17 protein-coding genes are annotated in these 19,860 nt (G+C 43.8%); 4 read left to right on the top strand and 13 right to left on the bottom strand.

All coding sequences use genetic code 11. The features are described from left to right. Positions 1-177 precede the first annotated feature (177 nt). The 10 genes from ftsA to I3249_RS10250 form a co-directional block, all read right to left on the bottom strand. Entirely contained in the window at positions 178-1,470 is a 1,293-nt protein-coding gene (ftsA, locus tag I3249_RS10295; RefSeq protein ID WP_057761435.1) for a cell division protein FtsA, read from the bottom strand. Between the two features lie 164 nt (positions 1,471-1,634). After that, a complete protein-coding gene (locus I3249_RS10290) occupies positions 1,635-2,423 on the bottom strand; it encodes a cell division protein FtsQ/DivIB (protein WP_238069885.1) in 789 nt (262 codons plus the stop codon). 377 nt (positions 2,424-2,800) lie between these two features. After that, positions 2,801-3,793 carry a D-alanine--D-alanine ligase gene (locus tag I3249_RS10285; protein WP_238069884.1) on the bottom strand — a complete coding sequence of 331 codons (993 nt, stop codon included), beginning with the start codon at positions 3,791-3,793 and terminating at the stop codon, positions 2,801-2,803. 23 nt (positions 3,794-3,816) lie between these two features. After that, complete coding sequence (gene murC / locus I3249_RS10280) at positions 3,817-5,256, bottom strand: UDP-N-acetylmuramate--L-alanine ligase (protein WP_101205772.1); 1,440 nt, start codon at positions 5,254-5,256, stop codon at positions 3,817-3,819. A gap of 65 nt (positions 5,257-5,321) precedes the next feature. Beyond that, complete coding sequence (murG, locus tag I3249_RS10275; RefSeq protein ID WP_238069883.1) at positions 5,322-6,407, bottom strand: undecaprenyldiphospho-muramoylpentapeptide beta-N-acetylglucosaminyltransferase; 1,086 nt, start codon at positions 6,405-6,407, stop codon at positions 5,322-5,324. Between the two features lie 364 nt (positions 6,408-6,771). Beyond that, positions 6,772-7,743 (bottom strand): glutathione synthase, encoded by a 972-nt coding sequence (gshB, locus tag I3249_RS10270; RefSeq protein WP_179797594.1) that lies wholly within the window; start codon positions 7,741-7,743, stop codon positions 6,772-6,774. Positions 7,744-7,808: 65 nt separating this feature from the next. After that, the gene (gene pyrE / locus I3249_RS10265) at positions 7,809-8,522 is read right to left on the bottom strand and encodes an orotate phosphoribosyltransferase (RefSeq protein ID WP_102091878.1); all 714 of its coding nucleotides are present in this window, start codon (positions 8,520-8,522) and stop codon (positions 7,809-7,811) included. Positions 8,523-8,584: 62 nt separating this feature from the next. Beyond that, a complete protein-coding gene (locus I3249_RS10260) occupies positions 8,585-9,619 on the bottom strand; it encodes a hypothetical protein (protein WP_238069882.1) in 1,035 nt (344 codons plus the stop codon). An 80-nt stretch (positions 9,620-9,699) separates the two neighbouring features. Beyond that, positions 9,700-10,539, bottom strand: a complete 840-nt coding sequence (locus I3249_RS10255; protein ID WP_238069881.1) for an SDR family oxidoreductase — start codon at positions 10,537-10,539, stop codon at positions 9,700-9,702. A 125-nt stretch (positions 10,540-10,664) separates the two neighbouring features. Next, complete coding sequence (locus I3249_RS10250) at positions 10,665-12,827, bottom strand: DUF4105 domain-containing protein (RefSeq protein WP_238069880.1); 2,163 nt, start codon at positions 12,825-12,827, stop codon at positions 10,665-10,667. A gap of 151 nt (positions 12,828-12,978) precedes the next feature. Here I3249_RS10250 and ampD point away from each other — a divergent pair, with 151 nt between their 5' ends. From ampD to I3249_RS10235, 3 genes are all read left to right on the top strand, one after another. After that, complete coding sequence (gene ampD, locus I3249_RS10245) at positions 12,979-13,608, top strand: 1,6-anhydro-N-acetylmuramyl-L-alanine amidase AmpD (RefSeq protein ID WP_238069879.1); 630 nt, start codon at positions 12,979-12,981, stop codon at positions 13,606-13,608. Between the two features lie 112 nt (positions 13,609-13,720). Continuing rightward, positions 13,721-15,271, top strand: coding sequence for a murein biosynthesis integral membrane protein MurJ (murJ, locus tag I3249_RS10240; RefSeq protein ID WP_102092753.1), 1,551 nt, complete (start codon positions 13,721-13,723; stop codon positions 15,269-15,271). A gap of 129 nt (positions 15,272-15,400) precedes the next feature. Continuing rightward, positions 15,401-16,024, top strand: coding sequence for a hypothetical protein (locus I3249_RS10235; RefSeq protein WP_238069878.1), 624 nt, complete (start codon positions 15,401-15,403; stop codon positions 16,022-16,024). A gap of 11 nt (positions 16,025-16,035) precedes the next feature. On the opposite strand, the gene I3249_RS10230 is transcribed toward I3249_RS10235, so the two are convergent. Then, positions 16,036-16,656: a GNAT family N-acetyltransferase gene (locus I3249_RS10230; RefSeq protein WP_238069877.1), complete on the bottom strand. Its 621-nt coding sequence runs from the start codon at positions 16,654-16,656 to the stop codon at positions 16,036-16,038. Between the two features lie 203 nt (positions 16,657-16,859). Between I3249_RS10230 and ribF the strand changes: the two genes are divergently transcribed. Then, on the top strand, positions 16,860-17,942 hold the full coding sequence (gene ribF, locus I3249_RS10225; RefSeq protein ID WP_238069876.1) for a riboflavin biosynthesis protein RibF: 1,083 nt from the start codon (positions 16,860-16,862) through the stop codon (positions 17,940-17,942). A 77-nt stretch (positions 17,943-18,019) separates the two neighbouring features. Here the strand turns inward: ribF and I3249_RS10220 are convergent, their stop codons facing one another. Further along, on the bottom strand, positions 18,020-18,259 hold the full coding sequence (locus I3249_RS10220) for a DUF2789 domain-containing protein (protein ID WP_165597274.1): 240 nt from the start codon (positions 18,257-18,259) through the stop codon (positions 18,020-18,022). A gap of 280 nt (positions 18,260-18,539) precedes the next feature. Next, entirely contained in the window at positions 18,540-19,523 is a 984-nt protein-coding gene (locus I3249_RS10215) for a malate dehydrogenase (RefSeq protein ID WP_101205831.1), read from the bottom strand. Positions 19,524-19,860 lie beyond the last annotated feature (337 nt).

Below are 19,860 nucleotides of genomic sequence, written 5' to 3'. Positions count from 1 at the left end.
ATTTAAATAAAACAGGGTATGGCTAAAATCGATCAGTATAGACAATAATATGTCATTATTACTTAATACTTTATTTTTAAAACGAATTTATTCGCAATATTGCTCTATTTTTTTTGCTTAACCAACTTAGAGACATTCCATAATGTATGGATGCTCTAGATATTCTGTTAAACAAAACTATAATATTTTCTTTAAAACATTTGCAAACCGTTGACCCGCACTCCGAAACACGCCTGATACTCGATTGTTTTGAATCGCTTCAGGTTCACTTTTTTCGCTACGGCGGAATTGCTCACTCTGACTGTATAACAACGTACCAAAAGCCGTCTGATAAGCACGGTCATTCACTTGACTATTAAGTAGCTTAAATGACTCATCATTATCAAAATGATTATAAGCACTGATAGCAGGATGGGTGTTTGTTAGTACGACAGGCATTTTTAGTAGCTTTTTGGCAAAGGGTATCATACCTTTAATCGTACTACCGCCGCCAGTCAACACAATCCCTTTATCGATATAGCCTATCAAACCTGCTTCGTGTAGTTGACGCGCTACTTCAGTAAATATCTGAACGTAACGAGCTTCAATGATGCGTGCTAGGTTATAGATACCAATATTGATTTCGTCACCCGATCCTTGAGGCTTGAATAAAAAGAAGGCGCTTGGATCGACACTATTAACATCAGCTGTACCATGAGACTTCTTCAGCTTTTCAGCTTCAATCATGGAAATACCAAAATCAGCTGAAATATCCATTGTCACTTCATGACTGCCTGTTGCTATACAATGTGTAAAAATCAGCTTATTCTCTTTATAAACACAAATGCTGGTCGTACTGGCACCGATATCAACCAAGCAAACGCCTTGCTGGCGCTCCTCAGTCATCAAACTATACTCAGCGCTGGTCACTGCATCGAAAACAATATGATCAATGCCGACGTCACAACTTTGTAATAGCTTTTGGATATTCTGACGGCTGGCAACAGGCATCATCATCATGTGGTACATTACGGTGATATTGTGTGCCATCATCTCGATGACATCATCCACCATAAAATCTTGCTCATCGACATAGATACCTTGCTGACAGCAATGCATCAAATAATAGTCAGATGATAAATCACGCGACTTTGCATTGGCCAATGCTTGTACCATGTCTTTGGCACGTACCACTTCATCTTCTACTTTGACCTCTCCAGCACTGTTTTTGCTAGATAGCTCAGGTGTCGCAAGCGTTAACCAAACACTATGCACACGGCAGTTAGCGGTGTCTTCTGCTTCCTGAATGGCTTGCTTAATAGCACCTTGCAGACGTTCACGATGCTTTATTTGACCTTGATAAAAATCGCTGTTTTTAACTTGTCCTACGCCCAAAATACGAATGTCTTTTGCAGAGACAACATTGCCTATGACGACATATACTGCCGTGGCACTTAGATGGACAACAACCAGATTTTCATTATTTTTCATGGTACCAGACAAATTATCGCTAAATAGAAGAGCAAGTGATACTCTTCTATTAAATCATTAAAAAAAGCGTTACTAATACGCTATGATGTTGTACATATTTTCTTCAAATTAAATAAACCGTATTAGCTCACATCGGTTATGCATAGATGTAGTGCTTACTTAGGCTATTCTGATTCAGCACTCTGTGTCACGCTCCAAGCAATAGTGAAGCCGTTTTTGTATCGTAAATCTACAGACTGCATTTCATCTCGACGCGTACTTAACTGATTGCCAAGCAACTGGCTTAAATTCAGTAGTTTTTGCGCCGTATTTTCATTGTCGACAATCACACGTAGCCCATTGTCAAAGCGGATTAACCAAGTCATTCTCGGTGACAGAATGATATCTTCGACCTGCATACCAAGCGGTGCATACCAATCATTGACCTGCTGCATTTGTTGCATGATAACTGGCGCTTGAGACATCTCGCCTTGTAGGGTGGCAAAACGCTCTTGTGTTAAATCTCTACTATCAGCAGGAACAAACACAGCCCCTTTTGCATCGACCAAACGTTCTGTACCAAAATTAGCAACTGCTTGTTTGGGTAATGCGTTGACGACGATGCCACGTTGCCAATCACGAGAGATACTCACTTGGTCTACCCAAGCTAAACCCATCGTAATGTCTCGCAATGCTTGCAAATCAGAAGTAAAGAAGCTACTTACTTGTTGTTGTTCCATCACGTCTTGCAATGAGCCATACTGAGCAGCAGACAAACCTTGATTACTGACATAAATATTTGCGGGCGGCGCATCACGCAGCGCTTTGCCGCCCATCATTAATATTAGCACTAGCAAACCTAAGACCAGTACCATAAATAGATACTTTACCGTTGCCGGTATTTGGATCTTAGATTTTGGGCGACCGGCTTTATCACTCATCAAGTCAGTTACCTCGTTGACAGTTTGAGCCATAACGACCTTTGTCCCTATATTTGCATAAAACTGATCATGCTATTTATTGATATAAATCTGCGTATTTTTGGCAGAAGCTTATTAAGTCGATATGTTATCAAATTTTATTAAAAATATAGCTTATATACAGCGATTACGTTGATTTAAACGTAACATTTTTCTTAAATTATGAATAAGTTATCAGTTGTATTCACAAAACAACATAAATATTACCGAAATAGACCTATTCTTACAATATTAACGTATTTTATGGTTAAACAATAGCCAAACACCAACTAGTAGCAGCGAATTTACACAAGTTTACATGAAGCTGTGGTATAGCAGCTCTAGTGACACAAATATAATCATTTCTCAATTGAATACAATCAATCTAATAGCTACAACGTTTGTGCCAAAATATGCCAGCATAGTGCATCAAAATCTAGTCCACGAGCTTTAGCTGCCATCGGAACCAAACTGTGACTGGTCATACCTGGTACGGTATTGATTTCGAGCAACCAAAAATTGCCTGCTTCGTCTTGCATGGCATCAATACGCCCCCAGCCTTTTGCATCTACTGCACGAAATGCCGCAAGGCTTAAATCTTGCAAGTGCTTTTCATCAGCAGCGCTCAATCCACAGGGAATGTAGTAACTGGTATCGTTGCGATTGTACTTGGCTTCAAAATCATAGAAATTAGTGATATCAGCTGGTTCGAGACGAATCACTGGATAGGCTTCATCATCGATAATCACAATCGTAAATTCGCGACCTGTAATCCAGCGCTCAGCCATCACCGCGTCACCACACTCCACTGCAGTTGCATAAGCGGCAGGCAGTTCGTCAAGGTGGTTGACCTTGGTCATGCCAATGCTCGAACCTTCATGAACTGGTTTAATGATAAGTGGCAGACCTAACATATTAACCACTTGCTGCCAGTCAGTATCAGCTGTCAATAATGAAAATGGTGCAGTTGATAAGCCGCAGCCTTGCCACAATTGCTTGGTACGTACTTTGTCCATACCTAGTGCAGAAGCTAGAATGCCTGAACCTGTTTGCGGTATATCAAACCACTGTAATACGCCTTGCAACAAGCCATCTTCGCCGCCACGACCATGCAACACATTAAACACGCGGTCATATTTGCGCAGCTCAGTGATGTCTTGGTGCTTTGGATCAAAATGAGTGGCATCAACGCCTTGGTTTTGGAGCGCTTGCAATACTGCCGCACCACTGTCCAAAGACACGCTGCGCTCATTGCTACTGCCACCATAAATAACGGCTACTTTGCCAAACTGACTGGCGTCTTTTGCATGAGTCGTCGTGTTTAAAGATGTATCATTGATAGCTGCATTTTGAGTGCTATTATTGTCTTTATTATCAGTTGTCATGAGGATCGTCCCTAAATTTTAGCTTACTTAATATAAAGGTTATTGGCAGCCAAATCGATAGCAATCTGCCCGACATTACCAGCGCCTTGGGTAATCAGCATGTCGTTGGCTTTTAACAAACGCTGCATAACAGGAGCTAGATTGTCTTTATCAATAATAGTCGGTTCAACTTCACCGCGCAAACGGATACTGCGAGCTAGTGATTTGGTATCAGCGCCCGTAATCGGACTCTCCCCTGCTGAATAAACATCTAATAATAATAGCTCATCAACGCTCGATAGCACTTCTACAAAATCATCGTAGCAATCACGGGTACGGCTATAACGATGCGGCTGAAATAGCATCACTAAACGACGATCAGGGAAGCTTTGACGAGCGGCTTTAATGGTCGCATCGACTTCTTTTGGATGATGACCATAATCATCAATCAATAAGACATTACCATCATCGATATCGACAGAAGCATGCTGCTCAAAACGACGACCCACGCCTTCAAATTTTTGCAGGGCGCGCTCAATCGCTGCATCATCAACGCCTTCGTCAGTCGCCATCGTGATGGCAGCAAGCGCGTTATAAACGTTATGTGTACCAGGAATGTTTAACGTTAGGCGTAATGGCTCACGGTCACGGCGCAGTACGGTAAAGTGAGTTTTGGTCCCTTCTGTCACCAAGTCTACAGCCTGTACGTCATTGAACGGCTCAAGACCAAAGGTCAATACTGGACGACCGATATCATCGATCATTGCATATAGTTCAGGGTCATCACCGCAGACCACTGCCAAACCGTAAAACGGCATGTTTTGTAGAAACTGGATATAAGCGGCTTTTAATTTATCAAAGCTGTTTTCGTAGGTTTCCATATGGTCTTGGTCGATGTTAGTCACAATCGCGGCCATCGGATGCAATGACAAGAACGATGCATCAGACTCATCAGCCTCTGCTACCAAGAAACGGCTGCTACCCAATGCCGCATTTTTGCCTGACGCATTTAACTTACCGCCGATGACATAGGTAGGATCTAGCTGTCCTTCTGCCATCATTGTGGTTAGCAAACTCGTCGTTGTCGTTTTACCATGCGCGCCAGCAACTGCGATACCATGACGATAGCGCATTAGCTCACCAAGCATGTCAGCGCGGCGTACTACTGGCAGGCGAGCTTCAAGCGCTGCTTTTACCTCAGGGTTGCTACGATCAATCGCTGATGAGACAACGATAACATCAGCATTGGCAATGTTTTTAGAGTCATGGCCAATCGATATCTCAATACCAATCTGCTGTAGACGCTTAGTCACTAGACTTTCTGCGATGTCAGAACCACTGACCTGATAGCCTTGATTGTTCATCACCTCAGCGATACCGCACATGCCTGAGCCACCAATACCGATGAAATGCAAATGCTGAATGCGGCGCATTTCTGGTATTTCAATCAAACGCTTAGGTAGAGCTTTCGCAGAGGTAGGCATAAGGATCTCTCTTTATTAAAGGTCAATAAAACTTAGTAAATTCAAATGAGGGTATAGATGACAGACTATAGCGCTTGCCAAATGATATCAGCAACTTGCTTACTCGCACTACGGTTGGCCAATGCATGGCCTTTTTTAGCCATTGCCAAGCACTTCTCTCGATTGAGTGCGCCGAGCTCGTCACTGAGACTTTTGGCAGTTAGCTCTGACTGCGGCAATAAAATTGCAGCTTCATGTGAGGTCAGCGTGCGTGCATTAGCTGTTTGATGGTCATCCACTGCATGCGGTAGCGGTACAAAAATAGCGGCGATGCCGACATTTTGAATTTCCGTCACGGTCAATGCACCTGCTCGGCAAACGATGATGTCTGCCCAGTTATAAGCTGCAGCCATATCATCAATAAAAGGCTGTACAGTAAACTGATGGTTGTTTAGGTTTTGCTCGCTATAAGCCGCTTGCGTGGCTGCTTCATTGTTGCGTCCACACTGGTGTAAGACTTCAAACGGCTGATCTAATAATGCTAACGCTTTTGGTACTGTATCATTTAATACCTGAGCACCAAGTGAACCGCCGACTACCAACAGTTTAAGCGGTGAACTGTCATTTACATCGTAGCGTACCGTTGGCTCTGCGACACCAGTAATGGCGTTACGTACAGGATTGCCCACTGTCTCAAGCTTGGCATCTTGCTGACTATTGGCAAAGGTATTCTCAAACGCTTGTAATGTCTTGGTCGACAGTTTAGATAAGTAGCGGTTGCTCATGCCAGCAATGGCATTTTGCTCATGGATAATCAACGGAATGTTAGTCATGCGCGCAGCGATACCGCCGGGTGCAGTGACATAACCGCCGAACCCAACGACTACATCGATCTGATTACTACGAATCACTTTCACGGCTGCCATCGTCGCGGATAGCAGAGTCATTGGTAGCTTTAATAGTCGACCAACGCCTTTGCCACGAAGTCCTTGCATATTAATAGCGTGAAAAGGATAACCTGTCGGCTCAACCAAACCATTTTCCATACCGTTTGGCGTTCCCAACCAATGAATAACCGCACCGCGCTGGGTCAGCTCGTCGCTCACTGCAAGCGCTGGAAAAACATGCCCGCCCGTACCAGCTGCCATCATCAATATATGCGGTGTTTTCATGAACGCCTGCCTATCTTTACTTTATTTATATGAAGGGTTTATCTCACTGCTGCAGTGACAATTATAAAAAATAATGACCTAGCCAAAGCCCGCATAGTATAGAGGAAATCATTGTCTTATATACAGTACTTTATGCAGCAAAAATAACAAAAATCCAAGCCATGATCGGTCACGGCTTGGCGTCGTGTGATACTAATAAACGGTAAGGAAAATCCATGACTAACAAACCCTCAAAATATGGGTTTTACGTAGTCAAAATATTCCTGAACTCAAAACATTCCTGAACTCAAAACATTCCTGAACTCAAAACATTCCTGAACTCAAAACATTCCTGAACTCAAAACGTTCCTGAACATAGCTAAAACTACGCAGTAAATTTATTCTCAATCGCCATGATAAAATCGGTCGCGATATCTGTACCGCATTGGTCATCAATCTCACGTACGCACGTTGGGCTAGTGACGTTAATCTCAGTGATACGTCCACCGATCAAGTCTAGACCAACGAACATTAGGCCTTTTTCTTTGACAATTGGCGCTACAACTTCTGCTACTTGGCGTTCGATATCAGTCAATGGCATAGCAACGCCACTACCACCAGCTGCTAGATTACCACGGGTCTCGCCTTTGGTTGGAATACGAGCCAAACTATAATCTACCACGACTCCATCGACGATCAATACGCGTTTGTCGCCTTCTTTAATCTCCGGCAAATAACGCTGCGCCATAATGGGCAAAGTCTCAAGCTCAGTCAGTATCTCTAATGTCACTCCGATGTTTGGGCTATCAGCGGTTAAGCGAAAGATACCAGTGCCGCCCATACCATCTAATGGTTTGACGATGACGTCCTGCTGTTCAGCGATAAACTTACGAATGTGTGCTTGTTTGCTAGTCACAATCGTTGGGCTCATATAATCGCTAAACCATGTCGCAAATAACTTTTCATTGCAGTCGCGAATCGCTTGTGGATCATTGACCACGAGTACGCCTGCCGCCTTTGCATGGTCAAGCATATAAGTGGCATAAATAAAGCGCATATCAAACGGTGGATCTTTGCGCATCAAAATCACGTCATAGTTGCCGACTGGCCCTGTGCTTTTATCACCCAATGTATAGAAATCTGCAGGATCACGCTTTACTGTCAGTGGCTGCGTATCAACCATCAACTGACCACGGTCCAACCACAGGTCATGAATCTGACAATAACCGAGCTGATGGCCACGGTCTTGAGCGGCCCACATCATAGCGAGACTGGTGTCTTTTTTATAATTAACCCGCTCGATCGGATCCATAATAACGAGTATTTTTAGCGACTTTTCTTGTTTTTGTTGGCTCATGATAAGACTCACTTACGTTATATTATTAATATGAAACAAACTGATTAAACAACATCAGTGCCCAACTATACGCCGTACTGCTCACGGTAGTGTTGCATTTTGGCTAACTGGGTCGCGTCTTTATGCTGGCCGTTTTGTGCACCATGGTCATCAGCTAAATAACTGATCAAATCATCGATATCGACCAATGCACGTACAGGCACTTTTAGTGTCGCGGCAAGCTCTTGGATAGCAGAGTGCTCGGCTTGACCTTTTTCTTTACGATCGAGTGCAACGATAATACCAGCAACGCTTGCGCCTGCTTGCTCTAAAATCTCGACCACTTCGCGCATGGCTGTACCCGCTGTGATGACATCGTCAAGTACCCAAACGGCCTTGCCGGTTACGTCAGCACCTACCAAATTTCCGCCTTCGCCGTGAGTTTTGGCTTCTTTACGGTTATAGCCCCATTTGGCATTAATGCCATGATGTAGCCATAACGCTTGCGCCGTCGCTGCGACAAAAGGAATGCCTTTATAAGCCGCACCAAAGATGACCAGCTCTTGCTCATTATCGCCATTATTTGCACTTATTTGTTCAGCTAAGGCATCTGCATAACCACGTGCTAGTAACGACAACATCTCACCAGTCGCAAGCAAGCCTGCATTAAAAAAGTACGGACTGATACGACCAGACTTTAGGACAAACTCACCGAACTTGAGCACTTGGTTGTCTAGAGCCAGTTGAATAAATTGATGAGATGAAAATGTAGGGTCTTGAGGGCGTGTTACATGAGACATTATGACATTCCTATCAGCAAAAAGAGGGGGCAAAAAATTTGCATTATTGTACGCATTATTGATCAGCTTGACCAACCATTGATCGCATAATCCTGCATATTGGCATAGCGAGTCAGCAAACCACTACGCGACGAGATATTAAAATAGCTTTGTCCATCTGCTCGGACTTGTATCTCCCAGCCCAAATGATAAGCGGCAACAATAATATGACCAGCAAATAGTCGAATCTGACGATATGCGTGGCGCTGCGATGGCTCACAAACGATTTGACTCAGCAAATAGCTACGCACATACTGACAAATTTCTGCGGCGCTATAACTATGATTGATACTCTTACGGGTACTACACTGCTTTAGCGCATGGACAGCCACGCTACATGCCATGATATCCGTGGCCAAACTGCCCTGGCCTGTTTCAAACTGCTGCGGTTGTAGTATCACTTGCCAATCGTCGGCATACAGACTGTTTAGTAGCTCATCCGGATTATAACGTTTGGTCAATGCGCGCATAGATAATACAAGCTTCTCAGCCTTTCTGTAATTATTTGAGTCATCATCTGAATCGTTGTTTGACTCAACTCCTGTAGCGCTATCAATAGGCAAAAACCCGTAACGGTTCAGTTTTGGATAAGCGCGAATCGCCTGTTGAATATCTGACATATCTAACAACGTCATATCCGATAATGTCGATATTAGTGGCTGCTCACTGTGATTCTGATAAAAGCTATCCGGCAATTCGATAAGCTGGGCCGCATTCAGCAATGATAAATGCTCAGCCAGTGCTTCTGAAGCAATCAGCGACCACTTCGATAAGCTGTCTGCATTGGGCTGATAGAACCGAGTCGAGTTACCATAAAGCCTGCGCAGTTGACCATTTAGGCGACGAGCAGGCTCAGGTATATCACTTAATGGTCTGGCAGGATCAAGAGGAGATTGTTTGGGATCAAAGTTAGGATGTACGATCGCAGGTTGCTGTGAATCAGCTAATATAGACGATTGCTCAGCCTTTTTTCGGACGTGACCTTCTGCCAGCTGCCTGCCTTCTGTTGCCAGATTAGCATGAGACAAACGGTCATCAGAAGTAGAAGGCTGGGACATGAAATCTCCATAAACTATAAAATAAATAAGAACGATTATACCAAGGACTATTTTACTCTTTAGGGCTCAGCTCTAAAGGCTTACTCTTGATAATTCAAAATATCTCGGTAGCCTGTCTGCCAATCAGCATAATCAAGCCAAGCTAACGGAATGTTGCTGTGCAAGCGTTTTCCTGTCACTGAGGTTTTTGTATTATCAATAGTAGGAGGTGTCTCGCCAACCTGCTCACTAAGCCAAACACCTAGTTCAAACGTAGTAACAGGTCTATAGTCCGTCGCTAGATAGACAGGTTTTGGTGTCTCTATCGTCAACACTTTGGCGATGATATTGACCAAGTCGCGATCCATAATACGGTTGCTCCAATGCTCAGCTGGCACTGGATCTTTATCTGACTCACGAGCCTTACGTAGTCGCATTAAGCGCTCGCGACCGTAGATACCACTGGGGCGAATAATAATGGCTTTATCACCGAAGCCTTGTTGCAGCGCTTGCTCTGCTTGCAATATAACTTTTGAGGCTTCACGCGCAGGCGTAACAGGTGCAGTATGCTCATCAATCCATTCGCCATTGTCCTGACCGTAGACACCAGTAGAAGAAATGAATACTACACGTTCAAGTTTAATAAGCTGTGGAGCAAGCGTTGCCAAATGCTGACTAATCGCTAGATAACTGTCGTGATAACCGCTGGTTGAATACTCGTCAGGGGTGACGATAATCGCAATATGAGTAAATGCTTGTAGCTGCTCAGCAGTCAAAGTCAACGCATTAGCCTGCAAAAAATCTGCACTATCTACCAAATCATAGTATTCGCGCTCACTACGAGCCAGCCCAGTCACACAATAGCCATCTTGGGCGAGTTTATTGGTCACTGGTAGGCCAATATCACCTTGCCCGATAATTAGTAAATTTTGCGTACTCATAAAGCCTGTTTTCCTTTATACAACTTCCTTTATACAAACATGACAGTGCTTAGAAGCCATTTTGTTTGAATTAATACCTAAATCAACGGCTAACTCATTGTCTAAACCAATATCTAAATCAGTGCCTAAAAGTATCGTCTGTACGATAGCTGTATATCATCATTGGCATCGATAAGATCTTGCCATTCGTAATTAGCATTGATACGTAGTGCTTGTTTTTTATCAATATCGTATTGCAGCCCTAAGCTTGAGATTGGTTGCCAATAATGACCACGGACGTTGGTTTCATCGCTGCTGCCATGATACCAATATGGCAATTGCAATTCAGCTTGCGCGCGTAACTGATTGTTAATCTGATAACGGCAGCCTGCATTGATACCTGCGCCTAGACGAAAACCTTTATTGATACCTCGTCCTACTTGCCCCGTACCTGCTAAAAGGGTATAGCACAGTTGCGGCGGCATCTCACCAGTACCTGCGGCTGGTGTACCAAATGCCCATGACCAGCCTTTTTCGTAACCCACGCTACCGACCAGATGATCCGTACCTGCCTCTTGCGAGCCATCATTTACTCGCGTCGCCTCGATACTGGCGCCCCAAGTATTGCCTTTTTTGGCTGCATTGACTGGATTAAAAGAACGGCCACGAATCAAAGTGACGTTTTGCAAGGTCACATTGTCTGGCTGATTGGGATTATTATCATCTGTGTCATACAGTCGTAATGTCGCAGCCAACCCTTCTAAGTTAAAAAACTGTGGATACCCTGAGGCGTGGTCAAGCGTATCATGAAATCCCGCTCGAAACCCAATATCTATATAGTCATCGTCACCACGTTTCCCTATACCTATCGTGCCCAATTGTAGCGTATGCCTGTCTATTGGATTATTATCCGATACGTCGATTTGACGCTTGAGTAGTGTTTGCCCATCAGCTGACATGCTCGATACAGGGTTGAGCTGTGCAGACTTGATCTTATTCACGGTTTGTTTGGCACTATTATGATAGCCCAACTGCGCGCGCTGTTGTTTTTTCTCATTGAGCTGATTTTGACGTAAGGTATTATCAGCAGGTGTATAAGTGGTACTTGCCAGTAACTGCTTATCATTTAATAGTTGAATCACATCAGAAGGCACGACTGCATAAGACAATTGGCTCAGTAAGTTTTGCTGCGGGCGGACCACATCAATAAGACGCAGAATCTCAGAAGCACAATTGTCCGTGGTGAAATAATACGGCATTTTCAATGCTTTGGTTTCCCAAACGTGGCGCATAATCTGCTGAACTTCCGTTGGCGTCAGACTCAACTGATATGTCCACGTATCACGTTCATCATCTTGCAGGTATTTCGCTAGCATCTCTGGATAAAGGTCAATTTCGATAGCACTGTTGTAGCTACCAATCATTGACTTGGTAGCATAGATCGGGAAACTGTCGTTTGGATCACCGTCTACCGTATAGTTCAGCGCATAAGCCTTATCAATTTGGTTTGGATCAGCAATGCTCGCTTTTGAGTCAATGCGTAGCAACGTATGAGCAAATGCAGAGAGCGGATTGTCCAAGTACTCCTGCGCAAACATGATAGATAGCTGCTCAGGCGCCAATGTCGACATCCATTCATCCAATTCTGGACAGTCAGCGGATAGACTTGCAGCATCGATCGCTAGCACCTCTGTCAACCATGCCACTCGTGCTGGGAAACGGCATAAGACAGAATTATTATTGGCATCAGTTTTGGCTTGGTTGTGATCAGTCGCTGATGATGACGCCAACTCTTGTGCAAGTGCCGCGAGCATCGCATCCAACTCTGCACCTGAATCCCGTTGACCATTCTTACTTAGAAAAAATCTCGGATCATCAACCAAACTCTCGGTTTTCTTTTTACCCAATACACTGTTTTTATCATCGTAAAAATACAACAAGCGCCGCCATGTTGTATGCTGTGCCAACTTGTCTGTTTTTACTTGCTGCCGCCATATCGATAGCAGCCGTTCTGTCACTAAACTTGATTCAGATAAAGTACTCTTTTGAATATTAAGTTCAGTACTATTAATATTGTCCGGCTCAGATAATGCATCTGAATTAGAATAAGTAGGTGCTGTGCTAGTAGGTGATGTGCTAGATACGTCAGGTGACAATGTATCTGATTCAAGGACGGACAGCGGCGTTGGTAGAAATGCCTGTGTTTGAGCTGAGAGTAGCAGCCCTGCTATAGCCAATGGCAGACGTGCTCGCAGGCCAATGGTCATTAGCGTACAATCGATAGGTATGGACGTCAGTTTTATAGACATGAGGTAGAATCTCGCACGTTATTATTCATACGCTATCAGCGTTATTAAAGTTTCTGGGTCAAAAAATCAAACGCATCGCCCACTATCATTTAGCTACTTAGATAGATTGTTTATCACACCATTATCAATACTAGTATAAAAAGAGAGCATTATGCCCGTATTATCACCAAACTCATCACCTACGTCGCCAATGTCCATCAAAGATGGTCTACTTTCGGCAGCCACTTGGTTGGCTTCACCTAATTATAATGTAAGGCCAAAAGGTTTAAGTATTGACGCAATCGTCGTACACAATATCAGCCTACCACCGAATGAATTTGGTGCCTGCGACACTAATGGTACGCATTACGTGAAAGCATTGTTCACTAATCAATTAGACTGGGATACTCATCCTTACTTTCAAACAATTAAAGGCGCGGAAGTATCAGCGCATTTATTTATCGAACGTGATGGCGCTATCACTCAGTTCGTCAATTTCAACGAACGGGCGTGGCATGCCGGGCGGTCTAGCTACTTGGGTCGACCTGAATGTAATGATTATAGCATTGGCATCGAGCTTGAAGGGTCGGATTTTGTGTCCTTCACCTCTGCTCAATATGAGCAGCTAGCCGAAGTAATTGCCGCTATTTATAAGGCCTACCCCAAAACACGTCGCCACTTGACAGGCCATAGCGATATCGCGCCTAGGCGTAAAACTGACCCTGGTGATTTTTTTGAATGGGCAAGGTTGCGCCAGTTAGTCGCTGATGCAACGAAAAACGATGCACCGTCACTTAAGTGATTTCCACACTCAATCCATTTATCTCAATTATGAAAGTGCTATAATTCGTCAGTTTTTCATCCATATCACATCAGCACATAACTCAATATACAACTTGGCAAGATAGGTTCTCATGGCAAAAAGTCGGTTATTTCGTTCAACCATGGTGGTCAGCAGCATGACCATGTTATCGCGTATTTTAGGTTTGGTACGTGATGTTGTATTGCTAGGGGTTTTTGGTGCAGGTGGTTTGATGGATGCCTTTTTGGTCGCCTTCAAAATCCCAAACTTCTTACGACGACTGTTTGCAGAAGGTGCGTTTAGCCAAGCTTTCGTGCCAGTACTGTCCGAATACAAAGAAAAGTACAGCTTGCAGCAAGTGCAGATTTTGGTCAGTCGAACCTCGGGCGCATTATTGCTAGTGCTATCGATGCTTACGGTGGTGGTCATCTTAATCGCACCTTGGGTGGTGACGTTGTTTGCCCCTGGGTTTGCCGATCAACCTAACAAATTTGCTATCACTGCTGAGTTATTGCGTCTTACCTTTCCGTATTTGCTATTCATCTCTATGACAGCTTTTGCTAGTGGTATTCTACAAAGCTACGGTCGATTTGCCGCGCCCGCCTTTGCGCCCGTGTTATTGAACCTATGCATGATTGGTGGCGCACTGATTTTTGCGCCGATGTTTGATACGCCTATTATGGCACTCGGCTATGCCGTTGCTATCGCAGGTTTGCTACAGTTTTTGATTCAACTGCCGCAGCTATGGCAACAGAAATTGTTGGTCGCGCCCAAAATTGATTTTCAGCACGAAGGTGTTCGTCGTATTTTAAAGTTGATGTTACCTGCTATCTTTGGTGTTTCTGTTACTCAGATTAATTTACTGTTGAACACCATTTTTGCCTCGTTAATGATTGGTGGTTCCGTCTCTTGGCTCTATGCAGCTGAACGTATGAGCGAGCTACCATTGGGTCTGATTGGTGTGGCAATTGGTACCGTTATATTACCAAGCCTATCAAAAAGCGAAGCTCAAAAAGACGATGTCAGTTTTAAAAAGACCATTGACTGGGCAGCACGTCTTATCATCTTGGTCGGTGTGCCTGCCTCAGCTGCCCTATTTGTACTGGCAGATGTATTGATGCAAGCGCTGTTCTTACGCGGTGAGTTTACCTTACGTGACGCCCAGATGAGCTCACTGGCCCTACGTAGTATGGCAGGTGGTATCTTAGGATTTATGCTCATTAAAATCTTTGCCCCTGCATTTTTTGCGCGTCAAGACACCAGAACCCCTGTCAAAATCGGCATCATCTCTGTCATCGCCAATATGATCTTTAGTGTTATTTTTATCGGGATATTTTACTTCTTAGAGATACCGCTACATGGTGGTCTGGCATTGGCTACGACTGGCGCTGCTTTTGTAAACGCAGGCTTGCTATATTACTTCTTACATAAGCGTGATATTTTCCGTTTCGGTCCGCATTGGAAAAAATTATTTACGCAGTTTGTTATCTCGACTGGCTCTATGATTGGCGTGCTTTATTTTATGCTACCTTATTTTCCTACCGATGAGGCTCAGTGGCAACGTATCGTCGCGCTGATTATTATGTGTGCCGTCGGAGCGCTGGTTTACGGTGTGGTATTGCTAGCGACTGGTTTCCGTCCGCGTCAGCTAAAGCACGGTTAGGATAAAGTATAAGCAAACTCATGACGGGCTTACGAAACCAAAACAAGCCTGTTATGAGAAATGACAATGCGTGCTGCTAATAATTGTCATAATAGATCATTAATGAATAAATGACATTTGAGGTTTGATATGACAACGAAACAGCCAATCCTTCAGCGCTTACCAATTCTGCTAGCAACTGGTGTACTAAGCACTGGACTCCTTATTAGCGGTTGTAGCAATAATGAGTCGGCTGAAACTGCTACCGATAATGAAGATGTGGCAGCGACTGTTGATACCTCAGAAGACCTCACATTAGACAATGATATGACTGACCAAGCAGAGATTGCTGAAAGTGGTAGCGAAACAGGCGAAATGACAGATGGCCCTGAAGATAAGACAGCGATTGATAGTGACAATATTAATCCAGTCACTGAAGCGGCCGAACAAAAAAGCCTAGTGACCAATCCGACTCAAGCCGGTACGCCAGAAGATACTGTCAAGCAAGCCCTAAACAGCTTATATTATGGTGACGTGAAGGATGCGGCGTCATATTACCAAGTCGATATGGCAAACTTTGAAAAAGAGCTTGCCAATACTCAGTCTGCATTTCAGCAAACGGTGGATGGCGTTACGATTACTGATACCAAATACAATGATGACAAAACTCGTGCCATCATCACTGGCGAGCTAATGCTAAAAGGACAGAGCGAACCTGCACCACTGACCTACCAGCTACAGAAGATAGAAGGTCAATGGAAGATTTTAGGTTAGAGCATTTCAAGTTAAATTGTTTCAGACGCTTTATCTAAAATATCGTCTGATGTCACTGATTTACCAAGCATCACAACATCAGCGATAAACCCTTCCATATCGCAAACTTCGGGCATATAACCCCATTGTTCAAAGCCAAGCTTACGAAATAATCCTAAGCTTGGATGATTATGAGCAAAGACAAGGGCAATGACATTTCGAATACCTAGGCTTGGTGCTTGCGTCAACATCCAACGGGTCAGCAAACTGCCTAATCCTTTACCCTGATAATCTTGATTTAGATAAATGCTAATCTCAGTACTGATGTGATAGGCCGTACGCGCGTACAAATCACTAAAGCTGCCCCATGCGACTATCGGCGCCTTTGTTTGATATATGTCATCTGATGGTAATGCCTTGACCACATATATTGGTCTGGTTGCACTCTCCAAATGCTCCTCAAACCAAGCAGCACGCTCCTCTAGCGTAACCAATGCAAGGTTGGCTGTTGCTTGTTTGCCCGGTATGCTTTGATTATAAATGGCTAAGACTTCTGCTAAATCTTCTTTATTTGCACGCTGCACAACGAACTGATCGGTAAGCTGATATGTCGATAGGTCGGTTAGTATAGTATTTAAGGCAGCAGCAGACATAAGATCTCCATTGTTGTCGAGATTGTTGTTAGCATCATTGGCAATAAAGAATAGCCACCCTATGCGCCATACTTGCATTACACGTAGACTATAGGATGTTAGTGTGGCTATTTTACTTTATAATGGCTGGTTTTGGACACATCAATTTTAAGCATAGATGTGTTTTTTCGTTTTTTATTTGGTCTCATCATAGCTGAAAACTTATGAAAACCTATTTTCTTGAGCAACTGATTTCGTCGCCACACGCTTCATCTACGGACACTGTCCCAGTAGAGTTGGCATCTTGCGTGCTCACTATCGGCAATTTCGACGGTGTGCACCTTGGTCATCAGGCCATGCTAGCCCAAGTTCGTGAGATTGCGCATACCCAAAATTTGGGTGCGGCGGTCATGATATTTGAGCCGCAGCCACGCGAGTTTTTTGCACCTGCCAAAGCGCCTGCGCGTCTGACTAATCTGGCAGAAAAACAAGTACTGCTGGCAGAGTATGGCGTTGAAACATTGATCGTAGCAGGGTTTGATACAGAATTTCGCTCGCTATCAGCACAAGCATTTGCCGATATATTAGCCAAGCGTTTGAACGTAAAAGCGTTGGTGCTGGGCGATGACTTTCGCTTCGGCCATGATCGTACTGGCGACAGTCAGTTTTTGCGTGATTATGGTTTGGATGTGACCAACCTGCATACGGTCACTGATAGCAATACTAATAACGATAGTACTGATAGCGACAGTATTGATACGACCGATAACGACGCTGCCCGTATCAGCTCTACTCGTGTTCGTGATTTACTATTAGCAGGTGATCTTCAAGCAGCCAACAGGTTACTTGGTCGTGACTATGCAATCACTGGAGTGGTTGTGCGCGGCGATCAGATAGGTCGTACGATAGACTTCCCTACCGCAAATATCGATTTGCAACGTATAAAGCCTGCCCTGCATGGTATTTTTGCAGTCGACGTGGTGAGCTTAGATGACAATGGTAATGTGATCGCTGATGGTTTGACCGCGCTTGCCACCGATGGTCATAAAGGTGTTGCCGGATTGCGTCCGCATAGTTTGTTCGGCACGGCTAATATTGGCAAAAGACCTTCTGTTGATAAAGGTGATGACTGGCGACTAGAAGTTCATTTTCCGCAGTTGCAAGCCGATTTATACGGATTGAACTTGCACGTACGTTTCCTACACTTCTTGCATGGTGAGCGTCGCTATGATGGACTAGAAGCATTAAAAGCCGGTATTCATCAAGACGTCGCAGATCTACTTGAGTGGCGCGAAAAGCAAATTTGATTTTTAGTGTTACTCCAGACATAAAAAACCCCGCGATATTCAGACTATTGCGGGGTTTTTTATCTCTTGATAAACTTTTATGCATCAGGATGTAAACGGACATTTAGCTCATCGATGGTTTCTACCCATGCGGCATCTTTTTGCCATTCTTCTTGCAGGAACATACGCTGATTATCCGTCCAAATGCTAGCCTCTGTCAGTTTTTCTTCGCTAGCTAGTTGGTTTGCTGCGATAAAATCATCAATTGCTTCATCAGAGCTATCTAGACCTAACTGAGCAAATAACTCATTCATACTATATTCTGGTTCACCCAACATAACTTTCTCCTTAAATGATACGAATATGGTCGTACTTATTGTTTAATGTGCTTATTATTCAAATTGACACATTCATTGTAGCAAGCTTTATTTTAATAGCTGTTAATCAACGTTTATCTAACGTTATCAATTGTATTAACGGTAAATCGCTCTTATCAGTTTAAAATATGAATTAAGTTGATCTCATCTGCCTATTTCTCATAGACACGAAAAAGCCCTCATATTTCAGAGGGCTTTCTTGTACTACTTAAATCATAGCTTACTGGATAGCAGCTTAGATTTACGGTAGTAAATGTGCTACTGCATCACGCTCTTCACTAAGCTCTTGCTCAGTGGCAGCCATTTTCTCTTTCGAGAAATCTGATGATACATCAACGCCGTCTACGATAGACCAGTCGCCGTTAGTGCATGTGCATGGGAATGAGTAGATCAAACCTTCAGCAATACCGTATTCGCCGTTTGAGTAAACGCCCATAGATACCCAATCATTCTCATCAGTACCTAGTGCCCACGTGCGCATATGTGCGATAGCAGCGTTGGCAGCAGAAGCCGCAGATGATGCACCGCGAGCTTTGATAATTGCAGCACCGCGCTGTTGTACTTCTGGGATATAAGTCGCTTCGTACCATTCGCGATCAACTAAATCTAGCGCAGGCTTGCCATTTACCGTACAAGCAGTTAGATCTGGATACTGAGTTGACGAATGGTTGCCCCAGATGATCATTTTTTTCACGTCATTTACAGTGCTGTCAGTCTTGCCAGCTAACTGTGCCATAGCACGGTTATGGTCTAGACGAGTCATTGCAGTGAAGTTGCGTGGATCAAGATCTGGCGCATTGCGCTGAGCGATAAGTGCGTTCGTGTTGGCAGGGTTACCGACTACCAATACTTTTACATCACGGCTAGCGACTTCGTTCAATGCTTTACCTTGTGCTGAGAAGATCGCAGCGTTGGCTTCTAGCAAATCTTTACGCTCCATACCTGGGCCACGAGGACGTGCACCAACCAGTAAAGCATAATCGATATCTTTGAATGCGACATTAGCATCGTCAGTTTGGACGATACCAGCCAACAATGGGAATGCACAGTCTTCTAGTTCCATGACCACACCCTTTAGGGCGTCAAGAGCTGGCGTAATTTCAAGTAATTGCAAAATAACTGGCTGATCTTTACCTAGCATCTCGCCAGATGCAATACGAAATAGCATCGCGTAGCTGATATTACCAGCGGCACCAGTGACGGCAACACGTAAAGGCTGTTTCATTGACATTGAATACTCCCTAATTAATTATTAGATAATTCTAATGAACGATTATCATTTTAGATATCGACTTGTTTGCTGCATAGCAGCATGTATAAACCGAGAGCTAGTGTAGCACTTCATCGCAGTGACCGTCTAGATACAGTCATAGACCCGTCAGGGATTATATTGTTACATTTTATACGAGAGGCTTCTTTTAGAAGCTAAGCGCTTACGAATAAAGCGCTAGAGGGTTTCAGTACATGATAACTAAAGCATATTTTCACTGTGTTATACGTAGATATAATGGTCAAAATGGGCAGTTTGTACTATTAGATTGAACTAAATGAAATGAAAAACG

Origin of the sequence: Psychrobacter sp. Ps1 (assembly GCF_022129425.1) — a bacterium.
Lineage (GTDB): Bacteria > Pseudomonadota > Gammaproteobacteria > Pseudomonadales > Moraxellaceae > Psychrobacter.
The sequence above is the reverse complement of the archived record's forward strand: the minus strand, read 5'-3'. Positions and strand labels throughout refer to the sequence as shown.

Bases quoted from the DNA above. Each gene is read 5' to 3' on its own strand.
- ftsA (WP_057761435.1), bottom strand. From the start codon at position 1,470: ATGAAAAATAATGAAAATCTGGTTGTTGTCCATCTAAGTGCCACGGCA.
- I3249_RS10290 (WP_238069885.1), bottom strand. From the start codon at position 2,423: ATGGCTCAAACTGTCAACGAGGTAACTGACTTGATGAGTGATAAAGCC.
- I3249_RS10285 (WP_238069884.1), bottom strand. From the start codon at position 3,793: ATGACAACTGATAATAAAGACAATAATAGCACTCAAAATGCAGCTATC.
- murC (WP_101205772.1), bottom strand. From the start codon at position 5,256: ATGCCTACCTCTGCGAAAGCTCTACCTAAGCGTTTGATTGAAATACCA.
- murG (WP_238069883.1), bottom strand. From the start codon at position 6,407: ATGAAAACACCGCATATATTGATGATGGCAGCTGGTACGGGCGGGCAT.
- gshB (WP_179797594.1), bottom strand. From the start codon at position 7,743: ATGAGCCAACAAAAACAAGAAAAGTCGCTAAAAATACTCGTTATTATG.
- pyrE (WP_102091878.1), bottom strand. From the start codon at position 8,522: ATGTCTCATGTAACACGCCCTCAAGACCCTACATTTTCATCTCATCAA.
- I3249_RS10260 (WP_238069882.1), bottom strand. From the start codon at position 9,619: ATGTCCCAGCCTTCTACTTCTGATGACCGTTTGTCTCATGCTAATCTG.
- I3249_RS10255 (WP_238069881.1), bottom strand. From the start codon at position 10,539: ATGAGTACGCAAAATTTACTAATTATCGGGCAAGGTGATATTGGCCTA.
- I3249_RS10250 (WP_238069880.1), bottom strand. From the start codon at position 12,827: ATGTCTATAAAACTGACGTCCATACCTATCGATTGTACGCTAATGACC.
- ampD (WP_238069879.1), top strand. From the start codon at position 12,979: ATGCCCGTATTATCACCAAACTCATCACCTACGTCGCCAATGTCCATC.
- murJ (WP_102092753.1), top strand. From the start codon at position 13,721: ATGGCAAAAAGTCGGTTATTTCGTTCAACCATGGTGGTCAGCAGCATG.
- I3249_RS10235 (WP_238069878.1), top strand. From the start codon at position 15,401: ATGACAACGAAACAGCCAATCCTTCAGCGCTTACCAATTCTGCTAGCA.
- I3249_RS10230 (WP_238069877.1), bottom strand. From the start codon at position 16,656: ATGTCTGCTGCTGCCTTAAATACTATACTAACCGACCTATCGACATAT.
- ribF (WP_238069876.1), top strand. From the start codon at position 16,860: ATGAAAACCTATTTTCTTGAGCAACTGATTTCGTCGCCACACGCTTCA.
- I3249_RS10220 (WP_165597274.1), bottom strand. From the start codon at position 18,259: ATGTTGGGTGAACCAGAATATAGTATGAATGAGTTATTTGCTCAGTTA.
- I3249_RS10215 (WP_101205831.1), bottom strand. From the start codon at position 19,523: ATGAAACAGCCTTTACGTGTTGCCGTCACTGGTGCCGCTGGTAATATC.